A 15,368-nucleotide genomic window follows, 5' to 3' on the forward strand; every position below is an offset into this window, starting at 1 on the left:
AGCACCGGCTCCTCCCCAACACCGAAACCCTACGAACGGAAGCGTCCGACCATGAAAGCACTCACGTGGCAGAGCCGAGGCAAGATCACCTGCGAGACCGTGCCGGACCCAAAGATCGAGCACGGGCGCGACGTCATCATCAAGGTGACCGCCTGCGCCATCTGCGGCTCAGACCTGCACCTCATGGGCGGGTTCATGCCGACCATGGAATGCGGCGACATCCTCGGCCACGAGACCATGGGCGAGGTCATCGAGGTCGGACGTGACAACCACAAGCTCAAGGTCGGCGACCGCATCGTGGTGCCCTTCACCATCTGCTGTGGCGAGTGCCGGCAGTGCAAGTGGGGCAACTGGAGCTGCTGCGAGCGCACCAACCCGAACGGCAAGCTGCAGGCCGAGACCTACGGCTATCCCCTGGCCGGCCTGTTCGGCTTCTCACACATCACCGGCGGCTACGCCGGCGGGCAGGCCGAGTACCTGCGCGTGCCCTACGCCGACGTCGGGCCCATCGTCGTCCCCGAGAACCTCACCGACGAGCAGGTGCTGTTCCTGAGCGACATCTTCCCAACCGCCTACCAGGCTGCCGAGCACTGCGATATCGGCCCGGAGGACACCGTCGCCATCTGGGGCTGCGGCCCGGTCGGCGTGCTCGCGGTGAAGTGCTGCTACCTGCTGGGCGCCAAGCGCGTCATCGCCATCGACAGCGTGCCCGAGCGCTTGGCGCTCGCACGCGAGGCCGGCGCGGAGACCATCGACCTGTCGAAGGAGAACGTGCAGGACACGCTCACGGAGATGACAAAGGGCCTTGGCCCGGACTCGGTCATCGAGGCGGTCGGAATGGAGTCTCACGGTGCCGACACCAAGCTCCAGAAGGTCTCGTCCGCGATCATGGAGCACACGGTCAGCCTGGAGCGGCCCTTCGCGCTCAACCAGGCCATCCTTGCCTGCCGCCCCGGCGGCAACGTCTCGATGCCCGGCGTCTTCGCTGGCCCGGTCGGGCCGGTGGCGCTCGGCGTGCTCATGAACAAGGGCCTGACCCTGAAGACGGGCCAGACCCACATGGTGCGGTACATGAAGCCGCTCCTGGAGCGCATCCAAGAGGGCGAGATCGACCCCTCCTTCATCATCAGCCACCGCTCGACGAACCTCGAGGAGGGCCCGGCCCTCTACGAGGCGTTCCGCAACAAGACCGACAACTGCACCAAGGTGGTGTTCAAGCCGCACGGCTGACGCCGCCCGGGTCACGGCCGGGAACGGCCTCAACGCACGAAGGCACGGATGCCGGACAACACGCGCGACCTCGCCCTGGTCTTCGCCGGCGGCAATGCCGTCGGCGCCTATCACGCCGGGACCTACGAGGCGCTGCACGGCCACGGGCTTCGGCCCGACTGGGTCGTGGGCGCCTCGATCGGTGCGGTGACCGCCGCCATCGTCGCGGGCAATGCCCCCGAGGACAGGGTCGCCAAGCTCCGGGCGTTCTGGGACGAGGCGACCCAGGCCACGGGCCCGAGCCCGACCGGGCTGCTCAAGCCGCGCCAGATCTACAACGGGCTCCATGCCCTCCTGGCGCTCGCCTGGGGGCGCCCGAGCATCTTCGGCCATCGTCTGCCCGGCCTATGGTCGGCCCTGCCATGGGTGCCGAACGACGTCGCCCTGTTCGACAATCGGCCGCTTCTCCGGACCTTGGAGCGCCTCGTCGACTTCGAGCGGCTGAACCAGGGCGGCACGCGCCTGACGGTGGGCTGCGTCGATATCGAAACCGGCGAGGAGGTCTACTTCGACACCGCCCGCCAGGTGGTCCGGCCCGAGCACATTCTCGCCAGCACGGCCATCCTGCCCGCCTTCCCGCCCGTGGAGGTGAACGGGCGCGTCCTGTGCGACGCGGGCTACACGAACAACCTGCCACTCGACCCCCTGTTCGAGACCGAGCCGCAGCGGGACCTCCTCTGCATCGCCTCGGACCTGTTCTCCCTGCGCGCGCCACGTCCGGCCTCCCTCGACGCGGTGCTGGAACGGGCCAACGACCTCATCTTCGCCAGCGCGCCGCGCCGGGCGATTGCGGGCCTCAGGCGCGAGTACGAACTGCGGGAGAGGCTCGATCCCGCGGGACCGGCGGTGACGTTGCTCCACCTCGTCTACCAGGCCGGCGCCGACGAGCTCGCGGCCAAGAGCTTCGACTTCTCGCCGTCCTCGATCCACGACCGCTGGGCCGCGGGCAGACGCGATGCGATGCGGGGCTTGGCCCTGCTGGCGTCGGGCGGGCGCGGGAGTGGCCGCTTCGAGTACCTCGGCCTCCCCGATAGCCTCGACACAACGAAGGCCGCAGGGCCTCCGACGGCTTCCCCGGTGGCGTAGCGCCCGCAGTTCTGCAGGTATGCGAAGAACGCGGTCGTGGGCAACGGCTACCTGGAGCCGGCCACGCAGGTGCTCACCAAGCCGTTCGTGATGGAGGCGCTGGCCTCGCGGATCCGGGACATGATCGAGGCGTGACGCTGGCAGGCGCAGGCATGGGGCATCTTGGTGACTCTGAGCGAGGGCCGGTTCCGCCTCCCGTGAACCGGCTTGCCTGACAGACGTTGCCGGACACTGGGGAGGACGATCACCACATGCTGCAGCGCTGGCCGAGCCGGTTGTGGATCGTGCGGCACGGCGAGAGCGCCGGAAACGTCGCCGCTGACGCCGCGTACGGTGCGAGCTTGGCGCGGATCGACATCGCCGAGCGGGATGTCGACGTGCCGCTCAGCGCGCATGGAGAACGACAGGCCGACGCCGTCGGACGCTGGTTCGCCGACATGCCGGAGGACGAGCGTCCCGAGACGGTGCTGACCTCGCCGTACCTTCGGGCCAGGCAGACTTCCCAGCGCATCCGCGCCGCGGGCGGCCTGATCGAGGGCGCGCCGGACTCGCTCGTCGACGAACGCCTGCGCGAGAAGGAGCTCGGCATCCTCGATCGGCTGACCCGGGCGGGGGTCGAGCAACTGCATCCCGAGCAGGCCGAGATGCGCCGGCGCCTGGGTAAATTCTACCACCGCCCACCGTCCGGAGAGAGCTGGTGCGACGTCATCCTGCGCCTGAGGAGCGCGCTGGACACGGTCTCCTTGCACCACGGGGAGCGGCGGGTGCTCATCGTCGCGCACCAAGTCGTGGTGCTGTGCCTGCGCTACCTGATCGAGGAGATGACCGAGGCCGAGATCCTGGCCATCGACGCCGCGGGCGACGTCGCGAATTGCTCGGTGACGGAGTACGCCTTCCAGCCAGAAGCGAGCACCACCGGCAAGCTGGTGCTGGAGCGCTACAACTTCGTCGCGCCTGTCGCCGAGGGTGGAGCGCCAGTCACCTTCGAGCCAGACGCGAACGTGGCCGCCCGATGACGCACGAGATCCTCACCGCGGACAGCCTCAAGGCGTTCCCGCTTCCGGTGCAGCACGAGGGCAGCAAAGACGAGCGCGGGACCGCGCTGGTGATCGGGGGATCCCGCTCGGTTCCGGGCGCCGCCCTGCTGGCTGGCGTCGCCGCCCTGAGGGCGGGGGCGGGCAAGCTGAAGATTGCCACCGTCGAGAGCAGGGCCGCCGGCATGGGGCTGGCGGTGCCCGAGGCCATGGTCGTCGACCTCCCTGAGACGCCGGAGGGCGGCATCGACGGCGAACGGGCAGCAGACTGCCTGCGCAAGGTGATCAAGGGCTGTGACGCCCTGCTGATTGGTCCCGGCCTGATCGAAGACGGCCCAACCGCGAAGTTGGCCGTGGAACTACTGGAGGAGCTGCCGGATGCGTCCTTCATCCTCGACGCGGCCGCGGTCTGCGGGCTGGCCCCAAAGGCCGACGACGTCCGCCGGCACGAGGGACGGGTGGTGGTCACGCCGCATGCCGGCGAGATGGCGCAGTTGCTGAATCGGAGTCGGGAGGCTGTCGAGGCCGACCCGCTCGACGCGGCGCTCGCGGCTGTCGATCTTCTGCGGGCCGTCGTCGTAATGAAGGGTGCCCAGACCTGGATCGTAGAGCCGAAAGGCGCGCGTTGGCACTACGAGGGCGGCGGCGTCGGCTTGGCGACGTCCGGTTCGGGGGACACCCTGGCCGGCATCATCGTCGGGCTCCTCGCGCGTGGGGTGGCACCGTTGGCCGCGGCGCTGTGGGGCGTGCTCCTGCACGGTGAGGCCGGCAAGCGCCTGGCCGCCTCTGTCGGCCCGGTCGGATTCCTCGCCCGGGAACTCCCCGGCGAGGTGCCGCGCTTGCTTCGCGAGACGGCCTCTTAGAGCCGCTGCGCCGCCTTGGCGAGCTAGCCGGCTCCTGCGGTGCGGCAGAGAAGCCGAATGCCGGAACGAGGCCCCGCTCAATGCTTCGCTTCCGTGCCGGACGAGTGCGAGCGCGGCCTCGGCATCACCGCGCCGGAGCACCTCGAAGTCCTTGCCTACGAGCCGGTTGTCGTGACCGAATATGGCGTACGCGCCAATGATTTACGACGTGCTGAGCTATCCGGCCGCCGACCCACGCTGCATCATACGCTGGGGCTTGCCAGGAGATTTCGCACCAAACTCCGGCCGACTTGATGCGTTGCCCAGATCTGTTGTGACGGCTAGCAGAATTGCACAATGCCCGCTCCCAGAAGCGAGGCCGACGTTCCTGAGCCGGACGTGAAAAGTCTGAAAAGGGTCGGGAGTTGGCAGGTCGATTGTTCGGCATTGCGCTCCATTGCTGTCGTCCAAGAGTTTCTGTCGTCAACTCCAAAGCGGAAATCTCTCACGCCTCCATGGCCGCCTTCACCCCCTCCGGCCGCATTAGCAGGTCGCGCAGTCGCACGAGGGCGGTTCGGCGGATCGCATTGGCGAGCGCAGCGCCAGTGGGGCCTCGCGGCTTCCCCCGTGCCGAGAAAGGGCTCGCCCGGCCGACCGATGAGGTGCACGTCAAGGCTGTCGGGTGTCCGCCGTCAGCATCTCTGAGACAGGTCGAGGGTCTTCACGACCGGAGGATGTCTGGTTCAGCCGCGCCACCTCCGGTATGGGGCACGGTGGCCTCTCGGATCGGCTACATCATCCGCATGCGCAGGTTGAACAGCACGACGAGGGTGCCGCCCACCATCAGGGCAATGATGAGGGTGGAGAACAGGATCAGTTGAAGGTCGTCGCGGGCCGAACGCTTCAGGTCGATGTGCAGGAAGCAGCGGAAATGGACCACGGCCTGGACCAGGGCCAAGCCGAAGACGAGGCCGAGCGCCGTCGCGCCGGCCGCCCATCGCCACGTCACGACCGCGAAGGCGGCGCAGGTCAGCAGCAGCGCCAGGACGTATCCGATGCCGTAGGTGAGGAGGTCGCGCCGCCGGGAATGGCGCGCGTCGGCGGACCGCACCGAGGGGCAGGCCTCGTGCGCGATCTGCTCCGGCCGTGGCGGAGGGCCAGCTGACACGGCCCGCGCGAGCCCGATCAAGCCGGCGGCACCGAGGGCCCTGAGCAGCACCGCGCCCCGCGATGGTCCCTGCCGCGTCATGCGAGCGTTCCCTGCAGGTAGACCACCGAAAAAATCGCGATCCAGACGATGTCGAGGAGGTGCCAGAACAGGCCGAGCTTCAGCAGGTTCAGCTTGAACCTCGCGTCGGTCCCGAACACCGCGATCTGCGCCAGCATCACCACGATCCAGAGGCAGCCCGCCGCAACGTGCAGGCCGTGCGTCGGCACCAGGGCGAAGAAGGCCGAGAGGAACCCGCTGCGGTCCGGCGTCGCCCCGTCGGCGAACATCGTGCGGAAATCGCCGATTTCGAAACCGAGGAAGGCGATCCCGAGCGTCAGCGTCACGCTGAGCCAGAGTACGAGGCCGGTCCGGCCCCGATCGTATTTCAGGGCGATCGAGGCGAGGCCGAAGGTCAGGCTGCTCGTCAGCAGGATCAGCGTCTCGACGAAGGTCGGCCCGATCTTGAACGCGTCCTGCGGGCCCGGCGCACCGGCGGTCGCCGTAAGTTGGGTGCCGTAGATCGCAAACAGCAGCGCGAACAGGATCGCGTCGCTCATCAGGAAGAGCCAGAAGCCGTAGAGGCCGGTCGCGGCCTCCCCCGGCTCCAGCGCGTCGGTGTCGAGGAGGTTCAGCCCGACATGCCGGAGTTGCGGCTCACCCGCGCGTGCGCTCATACCGGCACCTGCGGCGGGAAGGGCCGGGCGAGTCCGAGATTGGCCGGCTCGGTCTCGCGTTCGCGCGGCACGGGCTGAACTGTGTGGGCCCGGTCGAGCCAGCGCCGGTCGGTCGCCTCGACCTCGGAGGCCGGAATCGTCCGGTGGATGTCGCGCACGAAGCTGCGGGCGACGACCGGGATCCAGATGCCGAGGAATCCGAGGATGCTCAGCCAACCGATATGCCAGACGAGGCCGAAGGCGCAGACCGTGGCGGTGAGGCCGACCAGCGGTCCGACCCAGCTGTTCCTGGGCATCACGATGTCGTCGTATCGCTCCGGCCGCCGGTAGGCCTCCCCGCGCTCCTTTCGCCAGTAGAACGGGTCGAGCCGATCGACCTGCGGGATCGTGGCGAAGTTATATTCGGGCGGCGGCGCCGAGACCGACCATTCGAGGCTGCGCGCATCCCAGGGGTCGCCCACCGGCACGCGGTTGACGTCCCGGTCGCGCACGCTGACCCAGAGCTGCACGAACAGGCTGACGAGGCCGGCGAGCAGCAGGAAGGCGCCGCAGACCGCGACGAGGAGCCAGGGACGGTAATCGGGCTCGAACAGGGCCTGGCTGCGGCGCGCCATGCCGCCGAGCCCGAGCACGTAGAGCGGCATGAAGGCGAGGTAGAAGCCGCTCACCCAGCAGCCGAAGGCGATCTTGCCCCAGACTTCCGACAGGCGGAAGCCGAAGGCCTTGGGGAACCAGTACAGGTAGCCGGCGATCATGCCGTAGAGCAGCCCCGGGATCAGCATGTTGTGGAAATGCGCGACGAGGAACACGGTATTGTGGACCACATAGTCGATCGGCGGGATCGCGAGCATGATGCCGGTGAGGCCGCCGAGGACGAAGGTGACGATGAACGCGAGCGCGAACAGCATCGGCGCCGTGAACCGGACTTCGCCACGAAACATCGTCCAGATCCAATTGTAGATCTTGACGCCCGTTGGGATCGAGATCGTCATCGTCGCGATCCCGAAGACGGCGTTGACGTCGGCGCTCTGGCCCATGGTGAAGAAGTGGTGCAGCCAGACCGTGAACGACAGCACGCCGATCGCCATCGTGGCGACGGCGAGCGACTTGTAGCCGTAAAGCTCCTTCGACGAGAAGGCCGAGATGACTTCCGAGAAGACACCGAAGGCGGGCAAGATGAGGATGTAGACCTCCGGATGGCCGAACAGCCAGAAGAGGTTCACGTAGTTCATCATGTTGCCGCCGAGATCGTTGGTGAAGACGTGGAAGTCGAGGTAACGATCAAGGGCGAGGAGAGCGGTCGCGAGCGTCAGCGGCGGGGTCGCGAAGATCATCAGGATCGCGGTGCAGAGCGCGGTCCAGCAGAAGAGCGGCATGCGGGTGAGATGCAGGCCGGGGCAGCGCTTCTTGTAGACCGTCGCGGCGATGTTGATTCCGGACATGGTCGTGCCGAGCGAGGCCAGGGTGATGGCCCAGATCCAGTAATCCGGACCGACACCGGGCTGGAACGCCTTGCCGGTATAGGGTGGGTAGCCAGACCATCCGCCGGTCGAGAACTCGCCGACCGCGAGCGAGATCATCACGAGGCCGGCCCCGCCCGCCGTCAGCATCAGGCTGATCGAGTTCAGGAGCGGAAAGGCGACGTCGCGCGCGCCGATCTGCAACGGCACGACGTAGTTGATCAGCCCGGTCAGGAACGGCATCGCCATGAAGAAGATCATGATGGTGCCGTGGGTGCTGAAGAGCTGCGCGAAGTGCTCCGGCGCGACGATGCCGGGGGCGTCGACCGCGAGCGATTGCTGCGCGCGCATCAGCACCGCCTCGACCAGGGCTCGGCTGAGCATCACCCCGGCCAGCACGACGTACATGATGCCGATCTTCTTGTGATCGAGGCTCGTCAGCCAGTCGCGGAACAGCCGGCCCCACCATCGCTGCCACGTCAGCAACGCCACGAGGGCGAACGCGCCGACGACCACGAGCGCACCGGCGAACGCGCCGATGAGTTCGCTGACGGTGGGGTCTTCCCAGGCCCGCACGAACGGGAACGCCCGCAGGTTCAGGCGGCCGAACAGGGTGAGCCAGTGACCGCCTTCGCTCATGGGGCGTGATGTCCGTGGGCGGCGTGCAGGCCCGGATCGTTTTGGCCGAGGATCGATCGGAACAGGCCCGGCGCGACCGATCCGAATAGGATCGGCTCGGCCTGAATCGAGCGGGTGGCCAACACCGCGTAGGCGGCCGGGTCTAGCGTCCTGCCCCCGGCGCGCGCCCGCGCGATCCAACTCGCGTAGTCGTCGTCCGACTGCGCCAGGACGGCGAACTTCTGGTTCTGGAAGCCCGTGCCGTTGAACTGCGTGTTCTCGCCGCGGAAGCGGCCGGGCGCGTCGGCCGCGAGGTTGAGCTGCGTCGTCATGCCGGCCATCGCGTAGATCTGCCCGGCGAGCCGCGGCACGAAGAACGACTGCATGACCGTGCCGCTCGTGAGCGTAAGACAGACCGGACGCCCTGCCGGAAAGGCGAGCTCATCGACGCTCGCCACGCCCTCTTCGGGATAGATGAACAGCCATTTCCAATCGAGCGCCACGGCCTGGACCTCGATCGGGGAATGCCGCGAGGCCAGCGGCTTGTAGGGATCGAGCGCGTGCGTATCGCGCCATAGGAACACCGCGAGCACGACCACGATGATCGTCGGCGGGATCCAGATCAGGCCTTCGAGCGGCCAGTTGAACCCCCATTGCGGGCGATAGGCGCTCTTGGTGTTCGACAGCCGGTAGTGCCAGGCGAAGATCGGCGTCAGCAGCAGGACCGGGGCGGCGACGAAGACCAGGATTGCGCAGACGAGCAGGAACAGGCTGCGCGTCTGATCCGCGATCGGGCCGGCGGCACCGAGCATGCCGTGATCAAGCACGCTGCAACCGCCGAGCGGCAGCAGCGCGAAGACGGCGGAGGAGGAGGCGAGGCGCGCGACCGACCGGTCCCAGCTGCCCCGTCCGACGGATAGCGTGTACGGGAGAGCCGTCTCAGGCATAGCGGCTCCGTCCATGTCGATCCATGAGAAGAACGCTCATTTCCACGATCAGGCTGGCGAAACGGCTCGGCGGGCTCACAGCCGCGCCGCGATATGCTCAGCTTGCAACTCTTGGCCTTCCTTATCCGTCAGGACAACATGGACGCCCTCGCGGAGCAGGTGTTCGGCGGTCGAGCGACCCCTGCCCGACTTGGCGCCCGTGACGACAGCGACACGCCCCTTGATGCCGAGATCCATGGCTGCCTCCTTGGGAAGACGGTTCCAGGTCTAACTGGGTCGAACAATCGGTGTTGATGGACGACCTGACCATGCTCAAGCAGTTCGGCGCAGCTGGTGACTACGCCTCGATCAAATACGTCCGTACATCCCGGCGGACGAAGCCACAGCGATGCGGGCGCCGGGATGAGTGATCAGGCGGTGCCATTACCGCCAGTGGCGCCGTAGACCTCGCCGGTGACGTAGCTCGCCTCCTGGCTTGCCAGGAACACGTAGACCGGCGCCAGCTCCACCGGCTGGCCGGGTCGGCCCAGCGGCACTTCGGAGCCGAACTTCTCGACGTTCTCCTGCGGCTGGCCGCCCGAGGGCTGCAGCGCCGTCCAGAACGGACCGGGCGCCACCGCGTTCACGCGGATGCCCTTGGCCACCTGCTGCTTGGCCAGCGCCTTCGAGAAGGCGACGATGCCGGCTTTCGTCGTGGCGTAGTCCACCAGGATCTGCGGCGGGTTGTAGGCCACCACCGAGGCGGTGTTGATGATAGAAGCGCCCGCCGGCATGTGCGGCAGGGCGGCCTTGGTGATCCAGAACATGGCGTAGAGGTTGGTCTTCAGCGTCCGGTCGAACTGCTCGTCCGTGATGTCAGCGATATCCTTCTGGTTGGTCTGCTTGCCGGCGTTGTTGACGAGGATGTCGAGGCCACCCAGCTCGCTCACCGCCTTCCGGACCAATGCCTCGCAGAACGCCTTGTCGGTGATGTCGCCCGGCAGCAGCATCGCCTTCCGGCCCTCGGCCTCGATCAGCTTGGCGACCTCCTGTGCGTCGGGCATCTCCTCCTCGACGAAGCTGAGGGCCACGTCGGCACCCTCCCTGGCGAAGGCGATGGCGGCCGCGCGCCCGATCCCGGAATCGGCGCCGGTGACGAGGGCCTTGCGCCCCTCCAGCCGGCCGTGGCCGCGATAGCTGGTTTCGCCGTGGTCGGGCCTGGGCTTCATCGCCTGCGCAAGGCCCGGCGCCTCTTGCGGCTGCCGCTTGAACGGCGGCTGTGGGTACTGCATGCGGGGATCCTGCATCTTCAGGCGCAGGTCCGGGGCGTCCGTCATCTGGTTTTCCATGGCGCCGGCTTGGCCGGAGCAGCGCACGCGGCGCGGTTCAGGGAAGGCGCTGCCCGGGTATCGGGCCAATCACTGCCCCGCGAGACGGTTCCGGTGGCCGTCGGGGGAGTCATCGCCACACCCGACCCTGGGGTCGGACCTGCGTCCTCGTCCGCATTCAAGGCTTGCGACAGATCATTTGCCCCCTCGGCTTTGCGCCGGACGTCCACTCTCCCAACCCTCAAGCCTCGAAGCGGGCATTCCGCATACGGCCATCATCAGCCGCTCGTGCCATCAAACAGACGACTCGGAAGCGGACGTCACCAGGGCCTGCTTTGGGTCGTTATGATGAAAAACTCCGAGTCAGTCCGCCAAGCGTTGCCCAGCACAGGTAACCGGAGAATTTTTGTCCCTTGTCGGCGTTGCAACGCCGCGACATCTGCGTATCCTGAATGATTTAGAAGTCGGATATTCTTCAAAAGCCGGGGCTAGCGGTGCTGATGCGGGCCGATACCGAGTTTTTCAACCAAATGGTCAGGTCAGAATTCGCGGTCCTCCTGCCCGACACCGACGCGGAGGGGGCGCAGTGCATCGCTCAAGGCATCCACGAGGCGGTGGCGGGACTTGCCGTCTCGTCGGCCGGCCTCGGTCCCGGTTCCGTGACGGTGAGCATCGGCCTGGCCGCCGAAGCCAGCGCCCGCAACGGCGGCACGGGCGACCTCTACCGCAAGGCGGACACGGCGCTCTACGAGGCCAAGGCCGGAGGTCGAAACCAGACCCGCCGGGCGACGGCCACCGACACGAGGCGTGAGAAGGCGGCCTGATATCCTGGGGCGCCGCGGCCGCCGGCAGCCCTCAGCGGTCGGAAGCCTGACGCTCAGGAAAGCACTCGGCGGCCAAGTTCAGCCGCACGGTGCAGAGTTCCGCGCCGCGCTCGTCACGGACGATGGCCAGGAAGTCGCGCTTGCCGTCGTGGGGCGGCGCTTCCCGGCCGATGTCGGGCAGGGCCGCAATCGCCGCGTCGCGCGCGGCCTGCAGGCTCTCGTATTCTTGGCCCTCCTCGTCCTTCAGCCACATCTCACCGTCCTGAAAGTCGAGGAAGTAGCGGGGCATCGCGACGTGGTAGCTTGAGGGGAGCGGTTCGTGCGAACCTAGAAACCCTTCGGCGCCGGATGGTTGCATGCGTTGACGGGCGTTTCCGCAGCTCTTCGCCAAGCCGATGTGAATCGCCGGTCTTCCGGCCTTTTGTGCACTTATGAACTGACAGCGAAACGAGCGTTGCGGTAATGGTTGCGCCCGAGCCACCCGACACCGCCCTTCGCCGCTCCGCCATGCTCCCCGACGTCGATGCACTCCTCAGCGGCAACCTCCTGCTTGGCGCCCTGCGGCTCCCCGACCAGGCGCTCATCAAGCCACACCTGGAGCTGAGGGAGTACCGGCGCGGGGACGTGCTGTTCGACGCCGGCGAGAACGTCGGCCACATCACCTTCCCGCTTGGCCCGTGCGTGGCGGCCCTCCTCATCGGGCTGCAGGACGGGCGTGCCGTCGAGACGGCGACCGTTGGGCACGAGGGCGCGGTCGGCGGCGTTGTGAGCCAAGGCTCGCTGCCGGCCTTCAGCCGGGCCGTCGTGCAGATCCCCGGCTCGGTGCTGCGCATCGAGGCCGCAGTGCTGCAGCAGATCAAGCAGACCTCGCCGGGCCTGCGCAACCTGATCACCCGCTATTCCGATTGCCTGCTCGCACAGGTGCTGCAGTCGGTGGCCTGCAACGCCAGCCACACCATCGAGGCCCGCTGCGCCCGCTGGCTGCTCGGCTTGCAGGACCGGCTCGGCAGCGACGTGCTGCCCGTCACGCACGAGGTGCTGGCCGAGCTCCTGGGCGTGCAGCGCTCCTACCTGACGCGCACGCTCCGGACCCTGCAGCAACAGGGCCTGATCCAGGTGCGGCGCGGGCGCATCATCATCCAGAGCCGTCCCGCCGTTGAGGCGACTGCCTGCGAGTGCCACGGTGCGGTCAAGCGTCACTTCGAGACCGTGCTGGGGGCCGTCTACAACGCCTCCGGCACGCTGGTGTCGCTGCGACCCGCGCCGGCCTGCGACAAGCCCCTGCCCCAGGCCGTCTAAGGGGACGGGCCCCGATGGAACGGAATGCAGTCCCCGGACGTGACCCTGCAATGGGGCAATCGAGCCATTCGACCGGCGAGGGTGCACGACTGCGGGCGCTCGCCGGCTACGACATCCTCGACACGCCGCGCGAGCGGGAGTTCGACGACATCGCGGAGCTCGCCGTCGAGATCTGCGGCACACCCATCGCGGTGGTGAACTTCATCGGCGACGGCCGGCAGTTCTTCAAGGCCGAGGTCGGGCTTGGGGTGCGCGAGACCCCGCTGGAGACCTCGTTCTGCCGCCAGGCCATCCTGCATAGCGATTTCCTGTACGTGCCCGACGCGGCCCGCGACCCCCGCTTTGCCTGCAATCCGCTCGTGACCGGCGAGCCGGGCCTGCGCTTCTACGCGGGCGCGCTGCTCAAGACCGAGGACGGCCATCCGGTCGGCACGGTCTGCGTGCTCGACACGAAGCCGCGCGCGCTCTCGGAGCGGCAGCAGGCCGGCCTGCGGCGCCTCGCCCGACAGAGCATGGCGCTGCTGGAGGCCCGCCGAAGCGCCCGCGCCCAGCAGATCCAGAAGGAGCTGCAGGGACGCATCCTGGACAGCGCCACGGACTACGCCATCATCGCCATGGACCGAAGCGGTCGGGTCACCCGGTGGAGCGCGGGGGCCGAACGCGTCCTCGGCTGGCGCGAGGAGGAGATGCTGGGCGACCCCGCCCACGTATTCTTCACGCCCGAGGACCGCGAGGCTGGGTGTCCCGAGATCGAGATGGAGCTGGCGCTGAAGGACGGCTTCGCGCCCGACGAGCGCTTGCACCTGCGCAAGGGCGGCGAGCGGTTCTGGGCCATTGGCGAGATGATGCCGCTGAGGGCCGCCGACGGCTCCGTTCAGGGCTTCGTCAAGATCCTGCGCGACCGGACCCGGCAGCGCGCGGAGGCGGCGGAGCGGGAGGCCAGCGAGCTGCGCTTCCGCTCCCTCGTCGAGGTCAGCCCGCAGGTGGTCTGGTTCGGGGATGCCGCCGGCAACATCACCTACTGCAACCCGACCTGGTACGCGTACACCGGGCTCACCCCGGGCGACACCGGCGGCGACGGCTGGGCCGGGGTGATCCATCCGGACCACCGCGAGCGTGTGCTCGGCATCTGGAAGCATGCGGTCGCGACGAAAGGGCCTTACGAGGTCGAGATCCCGTTCCGCCGAACCTCGGATGGTGCGTACCGCTGGTTCCTGGCGCGCGGCAAACCCGTGCGCGGCGAGGCCGGCCAGGTCGAGAGCTGGATCGGCATCGCCATCGACATCCACGACCGGCGCCAGGCGGAGGACGACCTGCTTCAAGCCCGCGAGCAGCTGCGGCTCGCCGTCGAGGCGACCGGGACCGGCGTGTTCGATTACGACCTCGTCTCGGACGAGCTGAAGTGGGACGCCCGCATCCTCTCCCTGTACGGCCTGCCTCCGGACGCCCCCGTCGACCTGGCCGTGCACCTCGCCCGCGTGCACCCGGACGACCGGGCCAGGGCCGACGAGGCGGTGCGGGCCGCGGTCGATCCGGCCGGTGACGGCGTCTACGACGTCACGTACCGCACGGTGGCCCCGGAGGACGGGGCCGAGCGTTGGGTGTCCGCCAAGGGCCAGACCCTGTTCCAGGACGGGCGGCCGGTGCGCCTCATCGGCTTCGCGCGCGACGTCTCCGGAAGCCGGCGCGCCGAGCAGGCGCTTCGCGAGACCGAGGAGCGCTACCGGCTGGTCTCGCGCGCCACCAACGACGCGATCTGGGACTGGACCTTCGCCACCAACCACGTCCTCTGGAACGAGGCGCTCGGAACGGCCCACGGCTATGCCCCGGAGGCGGTCGAGCCGACCAGCAACTGGTGGATCGCGCACATCCACCCGGACGACCGCGCCCGTATCGACGCCTCCATCCACGCGGTCATCGACGGCATGGGCACGGTGTGGGCCGACGAGTACCGCTTCCTGCGGGCGGACGGCTCCTACGCCGACATCCTCGACCGCGGCTACATCATCCGGGACGCGGCCGGCCAAGCCGTCCGCATAATCGGCGCCATGCTCGACATCAGCGAGCGAAAGCGGGCCGAGGAGCACCAGCGCCTGCTCACGGGCGAGCTTCAGCACCGGGTCAAGAACACGCTGACCCTGGTACAGGCCATCGCAAGCCAGACCCTGCGCGGGGCGAGCGACCTCAACGAGATGCGCGAGGCGTTCGCGGCGCGCCTGATCTCGCTCGGACGCGCCCACGACATCCTGACCCAGGCGAGCTGGACGGAGGCGGCCATCGGCGAGGTCGTGGAGGGCGCCCTCTCCGTTCACCGTCAGTCCGACGCCTCGCGCATCCGGTTCGGCGGACCCAACGTACTCCTCTCGGCCAAGGCCGCGCTCTCGCTGGCGCTGGCCTTGCACGAGCTCGCCACCAACGCCGCCAAGTACGGGGCCCTGTCGAACGAGGGCGGCGTGGTCGATCTGCGCTGGCACGTGGTGCACGAGGGCGACGCGCCCCGTTTCCGCCTGACTTGGTCCGAGCAGGCCGGACCGCCTATCCTGAGCCAGCCGGCTCGACGCGGCTTCGGCTCGCGCCTGATCGAGCGCAGCTTCGCCGCCGAGATAGGAGGGGACGTCAAACTGAACTACGCGCCGACCGGCCTCGTCTGCCGCCTTGAGGCGCCGCTCGCCTCGATGCAGGAACGGCGCGGCGAGGCCGCGGCCTAGGCGCGGCATTCCAGGCGCGAGTGTGGCGGTCCCTGCGCATCGGCTCCTACCGCGGAGACGGCAGTACCGACCCGAACGATAAGGTTAGCT

Annotated in this window: 14 protein-coding genes; 7 read left to right on the plus strand and 7 right to left on the minus strand. The window is 68.3% G+C overall.

The window, feature by feature from the left end:
* The first annotated feature begins 51 nt into the window (after positions 1-51).
* The 4 genes from MTDSW087_RS00495 (at position 52) to MTDSW087_RS00510 (ending at position 4,252) form a co-directional block, all read left to right on the plus strand.
* The gene (locus MTDSW087_RS00495) at positions 52-1,230 is read left to right on the plus strand and encodes a zinc-dependent alcohol dehydrogenase (RefSeq protein WP_144758636.1); all 1,179 of its coding nucleotides are present in this window, start codon (positions 52-54) and stop codon (positions 1,228-1,230) included.
* 48 nt (positions 1,231-1,278) lie between these two features.
* On the plus strand, positions 1,279-2,355 hold the full coding sequence (locus MTDSW087_RS00500) for a patatin-like phospholipase family protein (protein WP_144758640.1): 1,077 nt from the start codon (positions 1,279-1,281) through the stop codon (positions 2,353-2,355).
* A gap of 251 nt (positions 2,356-2,606) precedes the next feature.
* A complete protein-coding gene (locus MTDSW087_RS00505) occupies positions 2,607-3,371 on the plus strand; it encodes a histidine phosphatase family protein (protein ID WP_144758643.1) in 765 nt (254 codons plus the stop codon).
* Entirely contained in the window at positions 3,368-4,252 is an 885-nt protein-coding gene (locus MTDSW087_RS00510; RefSeq protein WP_144758646.1) for an NAD(P)H-hydrate dehydratase, read from the plus strand. Before MTDSW087_RS00505 ends, MTDSW087_RS00510 begins: the two co-directional genes overlap by 4 nt.
* 769 nt (positions 4,253-5,021) lie before the next feature.
* On the opposite strand, the gene MTDSW087_RS00520 is transcribed toward MTDSW087_RS00510, so the two are convergent.
* From MTDSW087_RS00520 to MTDSW087_RS00545, 6 genes are all read right to left on the minus strand, one after another.
* Positions 5,022-5,342: a cytochrome o ubiquinol oxidase subunit IV gene (locus MTDSW087_RS00520; protein WP_238179337.1), complete on the minus strand. Its 321-nt coding sequence runs from the start codon at positions 5,340-5,342 to the stop codon at positions 5,022-5,024.
* A 134-nt stretch (positions 5,343-5,476) separates the two neighbouring features.
* Positions 5,477-6,115: a cytochrome c oxidase subunit 3 gene (locus tag MTDSW087_RS00525; protein WP_144758652.1), complete on the minus strand. Its 639-nt coding sequence runs from the start codon at positions 6,113-6,115 to the stop codon at positions 5,477-5,479.
* On the minus strand, positions 6,112-8,214 hold the full coding sequence (locus MTDSW087_RS00530) for a cbb3-type cytochrome c oxidase subunit I (protein WP_144758655.1): 2,103 nt from the start codon (positions 8,212-8,214) through the stop codon (positions 6,112-6,114). The genes MTDSW087_RS00525 and MTDSW087_RS00530 overlap by 4 nt, the downstream gene beginning before the upstream one ends.
* Positions 8,211-9,140, minus strand: coding sequence for a COX aromatic rich motif-containing protein (locus MTDSW087_RS00535; RefSeq protein WP_144758658.1), 930 nt, complete (start codon positions 9,138-9,140; stop codon positions 8,211-8,213). Before MTDSW087_RS00535 ends, MTDSW087_RS00530 begins: the two co-directional genes overlap by 4 nt.
* A 75-nt stretch (positions 9,141-9,215) precedes the next feature.
* Positions 9,216-9,377, minus strand: a complete 162-nt coding sequence (locus tag MTDSW087_RS00540; RefSeq protein WP_238179338.1) for an SDR family NAD(P)-dependent oxidoreductase — start codon at positions 9,375-9,377, stop codon at positions 9,216-9,218.
* Positions 9,378-9,550: 173 nt separating this feature from the next.
* Positions 9,551-10,456, minus strand: a complete 906-nt coding sequence (locus tag MTDSW087_RS00545; RefSeq protein WP_144758661.1) for an SDR family oxidoreductase — start codon at positions 10,454-10,456, stop codon at positions 9,551-9,553.
* Between the two features lie 491 nt (positions 10,457-10,947).
* Here MTDSW087_RS00545 and MTDSW087_RS00550 point away from each other — a divergent pair, with 491 nt between their 5' ends.
* Complete coding sequence (locus tag MTDSW087_RS00550; protein WP_144758664.1) at positions 10,948-11,271, plus strand: GGDEF domain-containing protein; 324 nt, start codon at positions 10,948-10,950, stop codon at positions 11,269-11,271.
* Positions 11,272-11,302: 31 nt separating this feature from the next.
* On the opposite strand, the gene MTDSW087_RS00555 is transcribed toward MTDSW087_RS00550, so the two are convergent.
* A complete protein-coding gene (locus tag MTDSW087_RS00555; RefSeq protein WP_144758667.1) occupies positions 11,303-11,560 on the minus strand; it encodes a DUF6894 family protein in 258 nt (85 codons plus the stop codon).
* Between the two features lie 218 nt (positions 11,561-11,778).
* Here MTDSW087_RS00555 and MTDSW087_RS00560 point away from each other — a divergent pair, with 218 nt between their 5' ends.
* A complete protein-coding gene (locus MTDSW087_RS00560; RefSeq protein ID WP_144759475.1) occupies positions 11,779-12,570 on the plus strand; it encodes a Crp/Fnr family transcriptional regulator in 792 nt (263 codons plus the stop codon).
* A 50-nt stretch (positions 12,571-12,620) separates the two neighbouring features.
* Complete coding sequence (locus MTDSW087_RS00565; RefSeq protein WP_186383685.1) at positions 12,621-15,278, plus strand: PAS domain-containing protein; 2,658 nt, start codon at positions 12,621-12,623, stop codon at positions 15,276-15,278.
* Positions 15,279-15,368 lie beyond the last annotated feature (90 nt).

It is taken from the genome of Methylobacterium dankookense (assembly GCF_902141855.1).
In the GTDB taxonomy this organism is placed as follows: Bacteria; Pseudomonadota; Alphaproteobacteria; order Rhizobiales; family Beijerinckiaceae; genus Methylobacterium; species Methylobacterium dankookense.